The organism is Streptomyces sp. NPDC045026 (genome assembly GCF_056432625.1).
In genome coordinates, this window is record NZ_JBWKIS010000006.1 from 219,716 (window position 1) to 234,689 (window position 14,974).

The window sequence follows — 14,974 nt, forward strand, 5'->3', positions numbered from 1 at the left end:
CAGAAAAGGGTACGTGGCCCGAGCCCAGGGTTCCGCCCCGTTTTCCCTGGGTGTGCGCGAGCCGTGCCGGATGCCCCCTACCCTGTCTTCCGATCATGTGGAGCAGTCCGCGGCACTTCACCACAGCGCACCTCGTTACCATGCGTGGACTATCCGACGACCACTGACGACGACGAGGGACGGGCGAGCGCGTGGCCGAGGCGGCAGACTTCCAAGGGATGACTCCCTCACCTGCCCGTCGAAGGTGGCGGCGCACGGGGGCGTTGCTTGCCGGAGCGCCTCTGCTGGCCGTCCTCACCCTGTTGGGCGGCTCCCCCGGATTCGCCTCCCCGCAGACGCCCGCGGCCGACCCGATCGGCACGAGCACCGTCGATGTCGCCGTGAACTCGCTCACTCCGAGCGTCCCGGGTGACGGCGACACGGTCACCGTCACCGGCACCCTCACGAACGACAGCAAGCAGGCCGTCACGAACGCACACGTGGCGCTCCGCCTCGGTTCCGTCCTCGGCGGGCGGGCCTCGATCGACAACGCCTCCCGGCACGCGGCGGGGGGAGCGCCGGACGGCAGGGAGATCGGCGGCAAGTACGCCAAGAAGATCTCCAAGCTGGACCCCGGCGCGACGCAGGGCTTCAGCCTCTCCGTCCCCGTCAAGGAGCTGGACCTCGGCGCCGACGGTGTCTACCAGCTCGGTGTCGCCCTGACCGGCCAGACGGCGACACAGCAGTACCAGCAGACGCTCGGCATCCAGCGGACCTTCCTCCCCTGGCAGCCCGAGGCCGCGGACACGAAGACGAAGACGACGTTCCTGTGGCCGCTCATCTCGCAGACCCACCTCACGGCGGAGACGGGATCCGACGAACAGCAGACGCGCGTCTTCCATGACGACAGCCTCGCCAAGGAGATCGCTCCGGGCGGCCGTCTCCAGCAGATGCTGTCCCTCGGCACCGCCCTCGATGTGACCTGGGTGGTCGACCCCGACCTCCTCGCCTCGGTCGACGCTATGACGAGGCCGTACAAGATCAAGGAGCCGGACGGCACGGAGGTCAACGGCAAGAACCAGACGGTCGCCAAGCAGTGGCTGAACGATCTGAAGAACGCCGTCGCCGACCAGAAGGTCGTCGCCCTCCCCTTCGCCGATCCGGATCTCGCGTCGCTGGCCCACAACGGCACGAAGGTGACCGGTTCCCTCGGGCACCTCAAGGACGCCACCGACGCGGCCACCACGACCGTGGAGACAGTGCTCCACGTCAAGCCGGACACCAGTTACGCCTGGCCCGTGGACGGCGCGATCGACCCCAGCATCGTCAATGTCGCCACGTCCGCCGGGGCCGACAAGGTGATCGCCCGCAGTGACAGCCTTCAGGAGCCCAGCGGCCTGCCGTACACACCGTCGGCGGCCCGCCCCATCGGCAGCGGCACGACGGCCGTGGTGACCGACGCACGGCTGTCGGAGGCTTTCGAGGGCGACATGACGAAGGCCGAGAACTCGACGCTCGCCGTGCAGCAGTTCCTCGCGCAGAGCCTGACGATCAACCTTCAGGAGCCGGACAACGAGCGCAACATCGTGGTCGCGCCGCAGCGCATGCCGTCCGCCAGCCAGGCTCAGTCCATGGCGCAGGCGATCAAGGCCGAGCAGGACAGCAGCTGGTCGGAGTCCGAGAGCCTGGCCGCGGCCACCAAGGCGGATCCCGACGCCGATGCGACGACCCGAGTCCCCTCCTCCCGGTCCTACCCCTCGTACCTGCGCAAGCAGGAACTGCCCACGTCGGCCTTCCAGGCCATCCAGGACACCCAGACCAAGCTGACCAACTTCCAGGTGATCCTCTCCGACCCGTCCCGCGTGGTGACACCGTTCGGACGGGCCATGGACCGGCAGATGTCCACGTCCTGGCGGGGCCGCCCCGCCGAGGCGCGGGCGTACCGCGACGACGTCGCCGACTACCTCACGGCGCTCACCAAGCGGGTCAGGCTCATCGACAAGTCCGAGGCGAAGCTCTCGGGACGCAGCGCGACGATCCCCGTGACGGTCCAGAACAACCTGGTGCAGGGCGTCGATCACCTCGTCCTGCGCCTCACGTCGACGAACGGCACCCGCCTCAAGATCGGCGACGGTCCGTACCATGAGCAGCCGGTGAAGGTCGCCGGCGGGCACAGCCAGTCGGTGAAGTTCACCACCAATTCGAACGCCAACGGCAGGGTCCCGGTCTTCGCCCAGCTGTACACGGAGGACGGCCAGCCGTACGGCCCCGAGGTCCGGTTCGACGTGACCGTCACCGAGATCACGCCGACCGTGATGCTCGTCATGGCCGGCGGCGTCCTGCTCCTCGTCCTCGCGGGCTTCCGCATGTACACCCAGCGCAAGCGCGCCGCCGCGCAACGCACCGAGGAAGGGCCTGACGACGGACCGAACGGGGACCCTGGCTCCGAGCCCGGGGAAGGCGACCCCGAGCAGCCGAGTGACCCGACACCGGAAACCGCTCCGGAAAACACGGACGCGTCCGGCACTGGTGAGAGAGTGGACCGTTGAGCGATGTCGTGGCCGTGGGCCCGGGGACGATGAGGTGGGGTAACCATGAACGCGCCGTACGACGATGACCATGGCCAGGGCCCGGGCGGCTCAGCCTCGGCCGGGGGTCCGCCCCCTGGTCATCCGGGAGCGCCCGGCCAGGTCCCGCCGCCCCACCCCACCCCTGACGCGTATCCGCAGGACGCGTACCTCCAGGACGCCTACGACCAGGATCCGTACCGGGCCGAGGACCTCACCGCACAGGATCCGGTGACGGAAGCGCTCTACGACCGCGCCGCGCACCCTCCGCCGCCTCCCGGCACCTTTGAGGCCCCTCAGCCGCTCTATGCCCCACCGCCGGCGGCCCAGTACCCCCCGGATCCCCGCGTGTGGGCCCAGACGCCGGCCCCTGAGCCGGAGGGCCCGTCGCAGTACCTTCCGTACGGTGACGACGCCAGGACCACACAGTTCGTGGGGGTCGACGATCTGATGACGCAGGCCGGTGAGGAGCAGCACGAGCCCGACGCCTTTGCTCATCTCTTCCGCGACCAGCAGAGCAGTGGCGTCGGCCGTCCGTCGGCAGACGCTCTCGGCGTTCCGGTGCCCACGGCCGGACCGGCGCAGCCTCCCGTCCAGGGCGGCCCGCCCGCAGCCGCCCCCGCCCCCGCCTCGAAGCAGGGGGGACGCGCGTCGGGCCTCCTGAAGTCGAGTGCCGTCATGGCCGCGGGCACCCTGGTCTCCCGGCTCACCGGTTTCGTCCGCACCATGGTCATCACCGCGGCCCTCGGCGCCGCGACGCTCGGTGACGCGTGGACGGTGGCGTACACCCTGCCGACGATGATCTACATCCTGACCGTCGGCGGCGGCCTCAACTCCGTGTTCGTGCCGCAGCTCGTGCGGTCCATGAAGGAGGACGAGGACGGCGGCGAGGCCTACGCCAACCGTCTGCTGACCCTGGTCATGGTCGCGCTCGGCGTGATCGTCGCTGTGGCCGTCTTTGCGGCACCGCTCCTGATCCGGCTGATGTCGACGCCGATCGCCAACGAGCCGGCCGCCAACAACGTCGCCGTCACCTTCGCCCGCTACTGCCTGCCCACGATCTTCTTCATGGGCGTACACGTGGTCATGGGCCAGATCCTGAACGCCCGCGGGAAGTTCGGCGCGATGATGTGGACCCCGGTCCTGAACAACATCGTCATGATCTTCACGTTCGGCATGTTCATCTATGTCTACGGCACGGCCGCGGACTCGCAGGTGCACGTCAACACGATCCCCGCGGACGGTGTCCGCCTGCTCGGCATCGGCACTCTGCTCGGTCTGACGGTGCAGGCGCTGGCGATGATCCCGTACCTGCGTGAAACCGGCTTCCGGTTCCGGCTGCGGTTCGACTGGAAGGGCCACGGCCTCGGCAAAGCGGTCAAGCTCGCCAAGTGGACCGTGCTGTTCGTCCTCGCCAACCAGGCAGGCGTCCTCGTCGTCACTCAGCTCGCCACCGCTGCCGGGAAGGCGTCCGGCCAGTCCGGCGCGGGCATCATGGGCTACTCGAACGCCCAGCTGATCTGGGGCATGCCGCAGGCCATCATCACGGTCTCCGTCATGGCGGCGATGCTGCCGCGCATCTCGCGGGCGGCCCACGACGGCGACCCCGGAGCGGTTCGCGACGACATCTCCCAGGGCCTGCGTACGTCCGCGGTGGCGATCGTCCCGGTCGCCTTCATGTTCGTCGCCCTCGGCGTCCCGATCTGCACCCTGCTGTTCGGCTCCAGCGGCACGCAGGGCGCCCAGTCCATGGGCTACATCCTGATGGCGTTCGGCCTCGGCCTGATCCCGTACTCCGTGCAGTACGTCGTACTGCGCGGCTTCTACGCGTACGAGGACACCCGGACGCCCTTCTACAACACGGTCATCGTGGCCGCCGTCAACGCGGCCGCCTCGGCGATCGCCTACCTCCTCCTGCCCGCCCAGTGGGCCGTGGTCGGCATGGCCGCCTCGTACGGCCTCGCCTACGCGATCGGAGTGGGAGTCGCCTGGCAGCGCCTGCGCAAGCGTCTCGGCGGCGACCTGGACGGCACGCAGGTCATCCGTACGTACGCCCGCCTCTGCATGGCCTCGATCCCGGGGGCCATCGCCGGTGGCGCGGTCGCATTCCTGATCACCAGGGCGCTCGGCAGCGGCGCGGCAGGTTCGATCGCAGCGCTGGTCGTGGGTGGGGCCGTACTGCTGGGTGTCTTCTATGTCGCCGCCCGGCGCATGCGAATCGAAGAGCTCAACTCGATGGTCGGAATGGTCCGCGGGCGTCTCGGCCGCTAGCAACGCGGCAGGCCGCACAACCATCGCGGGCTGCCGCGTGTCGTGCTTATCGCCGGACTGTGGGCACAATTGGCTTTGGCGTCGCAGAGCGCGCAACGGATGGGGAGGCAGGAACGACGGTGGCGGAACGGAGTACGGCTGCCGTCGACGTGGCAGACAACAGTGGTGACGAGCCACTGACCGCGAAGGCGGAGCAGACCACGGCCGACGGGGTGGCCCAGACCCGGGAGCGGGACACGGCAACGAACGAGGACGCGGAGGACACCGATGGGTCGACGAGCCCCGGCTCGTCCGCTCCCCCCGAGTTGCACAGCGGTCACAAACTCGCCAGACGCTATCGCCTAGAGGAGTGCGTCACCCGGCTGGACGGATTCAGCAGCTGGCGCGCGGTGGACGAGAAGTTGCGCCGGGCCGTCGGGGTGCACCTGCTCCCCGCCGAACACCCGCGGGCACGGTCCGTTCTCGCCGCGGCACGCTCATCGGCGCTGCTCGGCGACCCTCGATTCGTCCAGGTCCTGGACGCGGTCGAGGAGAACGACCTCGTTTATGTGGTGCACGAGTGGCTGCCCGATGCCACTGAGCTGACCGCGCTGCTCGCCTCGGGCGCCCTCGAGGTGCACGAGGCGTACCAGCTCGTGAACCAGGTCTCCCAGGCGATGGCCGCGGCGCACCGCGAGGGCCTCGCGCATCTGCGGCTCACCCCGAGCGCGGTGCTGCGCACCTCGACCGGGCAGTGGCGCATTCGCGGCCTCGCCGTCAACGCCGCCCTGCGCGGCATCACCTCGGACACACCGCAGCGCACGGACACCGAGGCGATCGGTGCCCTTCTGTACGCCGCCCTGACGCAGCGCTGGCCCTACGAGGACGACGCGTACGGCTTGTCCGGGCTGCCCAAGGACATCGGCCTGATCGCGCCCGACCAGGTGCGGGCCGGCGTGCACCGCGGCCTGTCCGAGCTGGCCATGCGTGCCCTCGTGAACGAAGGGGCGACGGCGTCGCGGCAGGACCCGCCGTGCACCACGACCGAGGACCTGGTGAAGGCCGTCGGTGAGATGCCCCGCATCCGTCCCCCGGAGCCCGTGTTCACGGCGCCTGCGGAGTACCAGCGGACGACCTACCAGCAGGGCACGTACGGCCGTCAGGCCGCGCGTCCCGGCGGGGCCCAGCCCATGCCGCCGGTGCCCCCGCCCCCTCTGCAGAGCCGGACGGGCAAGGCGCTCAAGTGGGCCGTGTCGGCGTTGCTCATCGTGGCCCTCGGCCTCGGCAGCTGGCAGCTGGCGGAAGCCCTGATGGACCGCGGCAAGTCAGACTCCAACACGTCGCACAGCACCGACGACAACGACAACGGCGACGATCACAAGCCCACGAAGCCGATGGCCATCGAAGACGCCAGGGAATATGTCGTCAAGGGCGAGGCACAGGCCCCGGGTGACGTGGCGAAGACCTACGACGGCGACAGCAAGACGTTCTGGCGTACCAAGACGTATAACGACGGCCCGAAGCTCGCGCCGTACAAGCCCGGCGTCGGTATCGTCTACGACCTCGGCTCGGCCAAGGACGTATCGGCCGCGTCGATAGCTCTTCAGTACGGCGGCGACCGCACGACGGTCTCCCTGTACGCGGCCGATTCGCTGTCGCCCACGACATCGATCGACTCCATGAAGAGCATCGGCTCGGACACCACGACGGGCACCACCGCGAAGATCGACGCCGACAAGCCGGTGAAGACGCGGTACGTGCTCCTGTGGATGACGGCCCTGCCGCAGTCTGGTTCCGACGGTTACTACGGAGCGGGTTACAAGCAGGCTCTCGCCGACGTGAAGTTCACCGGCTGAGGGCTCACCTGGGGGAGGGGGTTCGAAAGTGGACGACGCCGCCTACGGCGAAGCAAGCGATCAGGACCTCCTCACCCGCCATGTCGCGGGTGACAAGGACGCTTTCAGTGAGCTGGTACGCCGCCATCGGGACCGGCTGTGGGCTGTGGCCCTGCGCACCCTGGGAGACCGAGAGGAAGCCGCTGACGCGGTCCAGGACGCTTTGGTCTCGGCCTACCGGGCGGCGCACACCTTCCGTGGGCAGTCCGCCGTCACGACGTGGCTGCACCGCATCACCGTGAACGCCTGCCTCGACCGGGCACGCAAGGCCGCCTCGCGGAAGACCTCTCCGGTCGAGGACACGGAGCGCCTGGAGCAGCTCCTCGAACCCCACGAGTCCGCGGCCGCTCCCGCCGAACGCAACGATCTCCACCGTGAGCTGTTCGAAGCGCTGGGCACCCTTCCCGTCGACCAGCGGGCCGCGCTCGTCCTGGTCGACATGCAGGGCTACCCGGTGGCCGAGGCAGCCCGCGTTCTCGGTGTTCCCACGGGCACGGTCAAGAGCCGCTGCGCGCGTGGCAGAGCCAGACTCCTGCCGTTGGTCACTCATCTGAGGACCGGCAACGGCGAGAGCACGAGTGACAAGAACCCGCCCCCGGAAGCGCCCGGAAGGAACCGGACGCAGGGGACATCCGTCCCACCGGCAGCAGAGCCTCGGGACGGGGCAGGACCAAGTGATTCAGCTGTCGTGAAGGGCGGAGGTGGGCGAGCGTGACATCCACGACCGACACGGCCGAGCATCCCGAAGTCGCCGAGATCTCCGAACTCACCGAGGGCCTGCTCTCCCCTTCCCGCACCGAGGAGGTACGGGAGCACCTGAGCGGCTGCGAGTTGTGCGCCGATGTCTACGCCTCCTTGGAAGAGATCCGCGGGACGCTCGGCACGCTCCCGGGACCGCCACACATGCCTGCCGACATCGCGGGCCGCATCGACGCCGCACTCGCCGCAGAGGCGCTGCTCGATACGGAGGCACCTGGCTACGCCGAGTACGAAGCTGATGCTGAGGCAGCCGAGTCCAGGGCGGCCCAGTCTGAAGCCGCCGAGTCCGGAGTGGCCGAGAAGCCTGACGCCGCCCGCGAGCCACTGTCCGCGTCGCCTGTTTCACGTGAAACAACGCCGGCCGACTCGCCGGCCACCCCCGCGGGCCGCCCCTCCGGTCATCCCCGTGCCGCGACAGGTCCGGGTCGTGGCAGCCGGACCCGCACCCGGCGCCGTCGCGGCGCCGCGCTCGGAGCGGTCTTCACCGCGGCGGCGATCGGCCTGGGAGTCCTCCTCCTCCAGAACGGGGGCGGCACACCCACCGGCGCTCCCGACAGCGGCGCCCCCCGTCAGGCGAGCTCCGCGCTCTCCTTCTCCGAGAACAAGCTCGAGAGCCAGGTGCAGGACCTTCTGACGAAGAGCTCATCCGCGCCCTCCGACGCGTCGACGTCCAAGCCGTCCCTCGACATCCAGCAGTCGGGGCCGAAGACTCCCCGGACGAATTCCCCGATGCGAGGGAAGACCGTCGTGGTGCCGGACTGCATACAGCGGGGCACCGGCCGTGAGAAGACCCCCGCCCTCGCCATCGAGCGGGGAGATTACGAGGGCACCACCGCCTACCTCGTCGTGCTGCCTCACGAATCGGATCCTGCCCAGGTCTCGGCGTATGTCATCGACGCGACCTGCGTGAAGCAGCCGTCCTCGACTCGCGGCAAACTGCTGCTGACCCACTCCTACGCGCGGCGCTGACTCCGGGCGGAGGCACACTTCCCGTGTGCTCCCGGACACGGCGGGAATGCGCGCCCCGTAGGATCCGTTGGGTGGGGTGAGAGTCCGGAGACGGGCTCCCCCGGCAGTACGCAGCAGTCCCGCAGAGACGAGGAATCAAGCCGTGAGCGACGTCCGTAACGTGATCATCATCGGCTCCGGGCCCGCCGGCTACACGGCGGCCCTGTACACCGCGCGCGCGTCGCTGAAGCCGCTGGTGTTCGAGGGCGCTGTCACCGCGGGCGGTGCCCTGATGAACACCACCGAGGTGGAGAACTTCCCCGGCTTCCAGGACGGCATCATGGGCCCCGAGCTCATGGACAACATGCGCGCCCAGGCCGAGCGCTTCGGCGCCGAGCTGGTCCCGGACGACGTCATCTCCGTCGACCTGGCGGGCGAGATCAAGACCGTCACGGACACGGCGGGCACCGTGCACCGCGCGAAGACCGTCATCGTCACGACCGGCTCCCAGCACCGCAAGCTCGGCCTGCCGAACGAGGACGCGCTCTCCGGCCGCGGTGTCTCCTGGTGCGCGACGTGCGACGGCTTCTTCTTCAAGGACCAGGACATCGCCGTGATCGGCGGCGGTGACACCGCGATGGAGGAGGCCACCTTCCTCTCCCGGTTCGCCAAGTCCGTGACGATCGTCCACCGCCGCGACACCCTGCGTGCCTCCAAGGCCATGCAGGAGCGCGCCTTCGCCGACCCGAAGATCAAGTTCGCCTGGGACAGCGAGATCGCTGAGGTCCACGGCGACCAGAAGCTTTCGCACCTGACGCTGCGCAACGTCAAGACGGGTGAGACCTCCGAGCTCCCGGTCACCGGCCTGTTCATCGCGATCGGGCACGACCCGCGCACCGAGCTCTTCAAGGGCCAGCTCGAGCTGGACGACGAGGGCTACCTGAAGGTCGAGGCCCCCTCGACCCGGACGAATCTGACCGGTGTCTTCGGTGCCGGTGACGTCGTCGACCACACCTACCGCCAGGCGATCACCGCGGCCGGCACCGGCTGCTCCGCCGCTCTCGACGCCGAGCGCTACCTGGCCGCTCTCACCGACAGCGAGTCCGCCGCTGCCGCCGCTGTCTGAACCCACACCCGCCCCACCGCATCACCAAAGTAACTAAGGAGCCCGCCGTGGCCGGCAACCTCAAGAACGTGACCGACGCTTCCTTCGAAGAGGACGTCCTCAAGAGCGACAAGCCCGTCCTGGTGGACTTCTGGGCCGCCTGGTGCGGTCCGTGCCGCCAGATCGCGCCGTCCCTCGAGGCGATCGCCGCCGAGCACGGCGACAAGATCGAGATCGTCAAGCTCAACATCGACGAGAACCCGGCCATCGCCGCGAAGTACGGCGTCATGTCGATCCCGACGCTGAACGTCTACCAGAACGGCGAGGTCGCCAAGACCATCGTCGGCGCCAAGCCGAAGGCCGCCATCGTGCGCGACCTCGAGGACTTCATCGCCGAGTAATCAGCGATGCAGCTCCACAGCGGAGCGGCAATGTTTCACGTGAAACACGAACGGGCCAACCCAACCGGGTTGGCCCGTTCGCGTGAACGCAGCGTTGCCTTGGCACTCACAGAGGCCGGAGCGCCGGTTCCTTCTGCACCGCTCCGAGAAGCCGGTCCAGGGCAAGCTCGACGTCCTCCTTCCACGAGAGCGTCGTACGCAGCTCAAGGCGGAGGCGCGGATAAGAAGGGTGAGGGCGCACGGTCTTGAAGCCCACGGCCAGGAGATGGTCCGCGGGCAGCATGCAGGCCGGTTCCTTCCACTGCGCATCGCCGAACGCCTCGATCGCCTTGAACCCCCTGCGCAGCAGATCCTTGGCGACGGTCTGCACCATCACCCGGCCGAGCCCCTGGCCCTGATACCCAGGCGTGATCCACGCGGTCATCAGCTGCACGGCATCGGGGGAGACCGGGCTCGTGGGAAAAGCGGTGGAGCGGGGAACGTAAGCCGGCGGCGCGTAGAGCACGAAGCCGACCGGGACATCGTCCACGTAGACGACCCGTCCGCAGGAACCCCATTCCAGGAGGACGGCAGAGATCCAGGCCTCCTTCTCCAGCCCTGGAGTGCCCGCCTTTACCGCGGCTTGGCCGCTGACCGGATCCAGCTCCCAGAAGACACACGTCCGGCAACGCTTGGGAAGATCCGGAAGGTTGTCCAGTGTGAGCGGTACGAGCCGACGCCCCATGAAGGCCGTTCCTCACTTCCTTCGCCCGCCGCGTCACGGGCGGCTGTCAGAGCGCTCCGTTCCCTGAGCAGGCTGCCGACGAACCCGCCGACCGCGCCCAGCCCGAGACCCGCGGTCATCAGTCCGGCACGACTCACCGAATGCATGACCCGCCTCCCGTATGAGGTGACTTTGAGGGGTGCGCTCTTTCCCTTCGCATCGTATCCACGAAGCGATTCCATCGATACCGACAGAAAGCAAAGAGCAGGCCGTGTTCCGGTACACACCGGACACGGCCTGCTCTCGTGAGACTTACGGCGAACGGGACCAACCCCGTTCTCCTAGCCCTCGTTCTCCTGATCCTCGTCCTCGGTCGCTCCGTGCTGGAGGACGGGCCCTTCACCCGGAGCGAGCTGACCCAGGATGCGCTCGAGATCGTCCATCGAGGCGAACTCGACGACGATCTTGCCCTTCTTCTGTCCGAGGTCGACCTTCACCCTCGTCTCGAAACGGTCGGAGAGACGCGTGGCGAGTTCACTGAGCGCCGGCGAGAGACGAGCCCCGGCCCGCGGACCCTTGGCGCGCGCCGTGCTCGTCGGGCGTGAGCCCATCAGGGTCACGATCTCCTCGACGGCCCGCACTGAGAGCCCCTCGGCGACGATCCGGTGGGCGAGGCGGTCCTGCTCCTCCGAGTCCTCCACGGAGAGCAGGGCACGCGCGTGGCCGGCCGACAGCACGCCTGCGGCCACCCGGCGCTGAACGGACGGTGAGAGCTTCAGGAGCCGCAGTGTGTTGGAGACCTGAGGCCGGGACCGGCCGATCCGGTCGGCCAGCTGGTCGTGCGTGCAGTTGAAGTCCTTCAGCAACTGGTCGTAGGCGGCTGCCTCTTCCAGCGGGTTCAGCTGAGCGCGGTGCAGGTTCTCCAGGAGCGCGTCGAGAAGAAGCTTCTCGTCGTCGGTCGCCCGGACGATCGCCGGGATGCGCTCCAGCCCGGCCTCGCGGCAGGCGCGCCAGCGACGCTCGCCCATGATGAGCTCGAAGCGCGACGAGCTCAGCTGCCGCACGACGACGGGCTGGAGAAGCCCGACTTCCTTGATCGAGGTGACGAGCTCAGCGAGAGCGTCCTCGTCGAACACCTCGCGCGGCTGACGTGGGTTGGGCGTGATGGCGTCGATCGGAAGCTCGGCGAAGTACGCTCCCGCCGGCGTTTCCGGAGCGTCTGCCGACGAGCCGAAGGAATCCCCTGTTTCATGTGAAACATGGGGCTGCGGAAGCGAGGCAACCTTCGCCGCCGCCACTCCGCGCTCCGCCGTCAGGACGGGCCCGGCGGAAGGCGAGCCGGAGGCAGAGCCCATCGCGCCGGCAGGTGCCGTCTTATCAGGGGTGGGGGCTGCTGGAATCAGTGCGCCGAGGCCACGGCCCAGTCCCCTCCGTCGCTCGCTCACTGGATACCCTCCACCGTGCTGTGCTGGTCAAGTTGAGTGCCCGCATGGGCGTGCTGAGCGTCGTAGCGGATGCCGACCCCGCGCAGCGCCATCTCTCGCGCCGCCTCGAGGTAGGAGAGCGCGCCGCTCGATCCCGGATCGTAGGTGAGCACGGTCTGCCCATAGCTCGGCGCCTCGGAGATGCGCACGGAACGCGGGATGCTCGTCCGCAGGACCTCTTCCCCGAAGTGACTCCGGACCTCGTCGGCGACCTGCGACGCCAACCGGGTGCGGCCGTCGTACATCGTGAGCAGAATCGTCGACACATGCAGATCCGGGTTCAGATGCCCGCGCACCAGATCCACGTTGCGCAGGAGCTGCCCCAGGCCCTCCAGTGCGTAGTACTCGCACTGGATCGGGATCAGCACCTCGGCGCCGGCTACCAGGGCATTGACCGTCAGCAGGCCCAGCGACGGAGGGCAGTCGATGAGGATGTAGTCCAAGGGCTGCTCATACGCCTGGATCGCGCGCTGCAGTCTGCTCTCGCGCGCCACCAGCGAGACCAGCTCGATCTCCGCACCGGCGAGGTCAATGGTGGCAGGGGCGCAGAAGAGGCCCTCGACATCGACTACGGGCTGCACGACTTCGGAGAGCGGCTTGCTCTCGACCAACACGTCGTAGATCGAAGGGACTTCGGCGTGATGGTCGATTCCCAGAGCCGTGGAGGCGTTGCCCTGCGGATCCAGGTCGATCACCAGAACGCGGGCACCGTGCAGTGCCAGCGAGGCGGCAAGGTTGACCGTTGTGGTGGTCTTGCCGACCCCGCCCTTCTGGTTGGCAACCACCATGACGCGGGTCTGCTCAGGTCGCGGCAGGCCCTCGCCTGCGCGACCAAGGGCTTCTACCGCCAGCTGGGCAGCACGACCGATAGGGGTGTCGTCCATCGGAGGCGGTGTTTCACGTGAAACATCCTCCCCCACCGACTCGGTACGGGGACCGGGGACCGGATCGGTCATCGGTCCCGCGATGTTGGCGTCGGACCGCAAGGATTCACTCTCCTCGACTTCAGGCTCGCAATGAACAGAGCCTCCCATGCTTTCGGGGTCGTGAACCAGCGAGGCCCTGTCTTCTGTGGAGGAAACGGCCTCTGTGGACAACTCCGTGCCCGATTCGAGGGATCCGAGAGGCCTACGGTCTCGGGGGGCAGCCGCGGCGCGACCGCGGCTGATGATGCCGTGCAGCAGTGAGCGACGTTTCACGTGAAACACGATGCACCGCGGCCCGGTCGGCACCCGTGCGACACCCCGACATGCTTACGTTTGGCAGGTTTCGCGGACTACGAGTCGCCGTCAGGACGGACCAGCGGCAGGCCGCGGATGCCCCTCAGAGGCGGCTGTCCCAGGGCCCTCAGCACCGACCAGCGCACGAGCCGCCAGCAGGAGATACAGCGGGCCCCCGGCATCAGACGCAGGAGATCCAAGAGACAAGCGTCACCTCAAAAACAATGGCCGCTCAGGTCCCGAGGACCCGAGCGGCCATCACCGCGAGAAATGCACTGTCGCCTAGAACACAGCAGAGGCCGCGACGACGAGGAGCAGCGTCACCGCCGACGCCGGACCCGCCCGGCGCGAGCCGCCTTGGCGCGCTTCGCCGCGAAACGCACACCGCCGGGGCTCTCTCCGACCTCGACACGCACCACGGTCGAGAGCGGATCCACGATGCCCTCCCCGACATGCAGCACCGAGGTGGCCACCGCACCCAGTTTGCTCAGGGCGGCCCCCGCACTCTTGACCTCTTCCTCGGCGGTGTCGCCCTTGAGGGCCAGCATCTCGCCGTACGGCCGCAGCAGAGGAACGCCCCACGCCGCGAGGCGGTCCAGGGGAGCGACGGCGCGCGCCGTGACCACGTGGACGGGAGTGAGCTTGCCGAGGACCTCCTCGGCGCGGCCGCGCACCACGGTCACATGGTCGAGGCCGAGGAGCTCGACGACCTCGGTGAGGAAGGTCGTGCGACGCAGCAGCGGCTCCAGGAGCGTGATTTTCAGGTCGGGCCTGACCAGGGCGAGCGGGATGCCGGGCAGCCCGGCACCGGAGCCCACGTCGCACACGGTGACGCCCTCCGGCACGACCTCGGACAGCACGGCGCAGTTCAGGATGTGCCGCTCCCACAGCCGGGGCACTTCCCGGGGACCGATGAGACCACGCTGCACCCCCGCGTCGGCCAGCAGCTCCGCGTACCGGACCGCGTCCGTGTAACGCTCGCCGAATACCGATCGGGCCTGTTCAGGAGCCGGGGGAAGCTCTGCTGCCTCCGTCACGTGGACCGTCCTTCCGTACCGCGCTACCGCGTTGGGTGGCTGACTATCAGGCTGACAAAGATACGGCCCCGCCTGCGAACAGACGGGGCCGTAGAAGCGACGTACCGCTCAGGCAGGGAGCACGACGACGAAGCGCTGCGGCTCCTCGCCCTCGGACTCGCTGCGCAGGCCGGCGGCCTTGACCGCGTCGTGGACGACCTTGCGCTCGAAGGGCGTCATCGGGTCGAGCTTGACCGGCTCGCCGTTGCTCTTCACCTCGGCCGCGGTCTTGGCGCCCAGCTCGGAGAGCTCCGCACGCTTCTTCGCACGGTAACCGGCAATGTCCAGCATGAGGCGGCTGCGGTCCCCGGTCTCCCGGTGGACAGCCAGGCGGGTCAGCTCCTGGAGGGCCTCGAGGACCTCACCGTCGCGGCCGACCAGCTTCTGCAGATCGCGCGTGGACGCATCGCTGACGATCGAGACGGCGGCGCGGTCGGCCTCGACGTCCATGTCGATGTCGCCGTCCAGGTCGGCGATGTCCAGCAGACCCTCGAGGTAGTCCGCCGCGATCTCGCCTTCCTGCTCGAGGCGAGTCAGGGTGTCGCTGCCCTCAGGAGCGGCGGAGGTGGTGCCTTCCGTCACGGGAT

Annotated in this window: 12 protein-coding genes; 7 read left to right on the top strand and 5 right to left on the bottom strand. The window is 68.7% G+C overall.

Annotated elements, in window-relative coordinates; genetic code table 11:
- Positions 1–191: 191 nt before the first annotated feature.
- From AC07EJ_RS16205 to trxA, 7 genes are all read left to right on the top strand, one after another.
- Complete coding sequence (locus tag AC07EJ_RS16205) at positions 192–2,528, top strand: DUF6049 family protein (RefSeq protein WP_389487551.1); 2,337 nt, start codon at positions 192–194, stop codon at positions 2,526–2,528.
- A 45-nt stretch (positions 2,529–2,573) separates the two neighbouring features.
- Entirely contained in the window at positions 2,574–4,817 is a 2,244-nt protein-coding gene (gene murJ / locus AC07EJ_RS16210) for a murein biosynthesis integral membrane protein MurJ (RefSeq protein WP_389487553.1), read from the top strand.
- Between the two features lie 119 nt (positions 4,818–4,936).
- A complete protein-coding gene (locus AC07EJ_RS16215; protein ID WP_389487555.1) occupies positions 4,937–6,652 on the top strand; it encodes a protein kinase family protein in 1,716 nt (571 codons plus the stop codon).
- A 28-nt stretch (positions 6,653–6,680) separates the two neighbouring features.
- The gene (sigM, locus tag AC07EJ_RS16220) at positions 6,681–7,406 is read left to right on the top strand and encodes an RNA polymerase sigma factor SigM (RefSeq protein ID WP_389487557.1); all 726 of its coding nucleotides are present in this window, start codon (positions 6,681–6,683) and stop codon (positions 7,404–7,406) included.
- Positions 7,403–8,419 carry an anti-sigma factor family protein gene (locus tag AC07EJ_RS16225; protein WP_389487559.1) on the top strand — a complete coding sequence of 339 codons (1,017 nt, stop codon included), beginning with the start codon at positions 7,403–7,405 and terminating at the stop codon, positions 8,417–8,419. The genes sigM and AC07EJ_RS16225 overlap by 4 nt, the downstream gene beginning before the upstream one ends.
- A 142-nt stretch (positions 8,420–8,561) precedes the next feature.
- Complete coding sequence (gene trxB, locus AC07EJ_RS16230; RefSeq protein WP_362907764.1) at positions 8,562–9,524, top strand: thioredoxin-disulfide reductase; 963 nt, start codon at positions 8,562–8,564, stop codon at positions 9,522–9,524.
- A gap of 47 nt (positions 9,525–9,571) precedes the next feature.
- Positions 9,572–9,904 (top strand): thioredoxin, encoded by a 333-nt coding sequence (gene trxA / locus AC07EJ_RS16235; protein WP_362907763.1) that lies wholly within the window; start codon positions 9,572–9,574, stop codon positions 9,902–9,904.
- A 106-nt stretch (positions 9,905–10,010) separates the two neighbouring features.
- On the opposite strand, the gene AC07EJ_RS16240 is transcribed toward trxA, so the two are convergent.
- The 5 genes from AC07EJ_RS16240 to AC07EJ_RS16260 form a co-directional block, all read right to left on the bottom strand.
- A complete protein-coding gene (locus AC07EJ_RS16240; protein ID WP_389487562.1) occupies positions 10,011–10,628 on the bottom strand; it encodes a GNAT family N-acetyltransferase in 618 nt (205 codons plus the stop codon).
- 320 nt (positions 10,629–10,948) lie between these two features.
- On the bottom strand, positions 10,949–12,052 hold the full coding sequence (locus AC07EJ_RS16245) for a ParB/RepB/Spo0J family partition protein (protein WP_389487564.1): 1,104 nt from the start codon (positions 12,050–12,052) through the stop codon (positions 10,949–10,951).
- The gene (locus AC07EJ_RS16250; RefSeq protein ID WP_323186994.1) at positions 12,049–13,125 is read right to left on the bottom strand and encodes an AAA family ATPase; all 1,077 of its coding nucleotides are present in this window, start codon (positions 13,123–13,125) and stop codon (positions 12,049–12,051) included. Before AC07EJ_RS16250 ends, AC07EJ_RS16245 begins: the two co-directional genes overlap by 4 nt.
- A gap of 506 nt (positions 13,126–13,631) precedes the next feature.
- Positions 13,632–14,348, bottom strand: coding sequence for a 16S rRNA (guanine(527)-N(7))-methyltransferase RsmG (gene rsmG / locus AC07EJ_RS16255; RefSeq protein WP_478884421.1), 717 nt, complete (start codon positions 14,346–14,348; stop codon positions 13,632–13,634).
- Between the two features lie 108 nt (positions 14,349–14,456).
- A complete protein-coding gene (locus AC07EJ_RS16260; RefSeq protein WP_227296057.1) occupies positions 14,457–14,969 on the bottom strand; it encodes a Jag family protein in 513 nt (170 codons plus the stop codon).
- Positions 14,970–14,974 lie beyond the last annotated feature (5 nt).

What these genes read in the sequence shown, in the direction of transcription:
- murJ (WP_389487553.1), top strand. Translation starts at nt 2,574, where the DNA reads ATGAACGCGCCGTACGACGATGACCATGGCCAGGGCCCGGGCGGCTCA.
- AC07EJ_RS16240 (WP_389487562.1), bottom strand. Translation starts at nt 10,628, where the DNA reads ATGGGGCGTCGGCTCGTACCGCTCACACTGGACAACCTTCCGGATCTT.
- AC07EJ_RS16250 (WP_323186994.1), bottom strand. Translation starts at nt 13,125, where the DNA reads ATGGGAGGCTCTGTTCATTGCGAGCCTGAAGTCGAGGAGAGTGAATCC.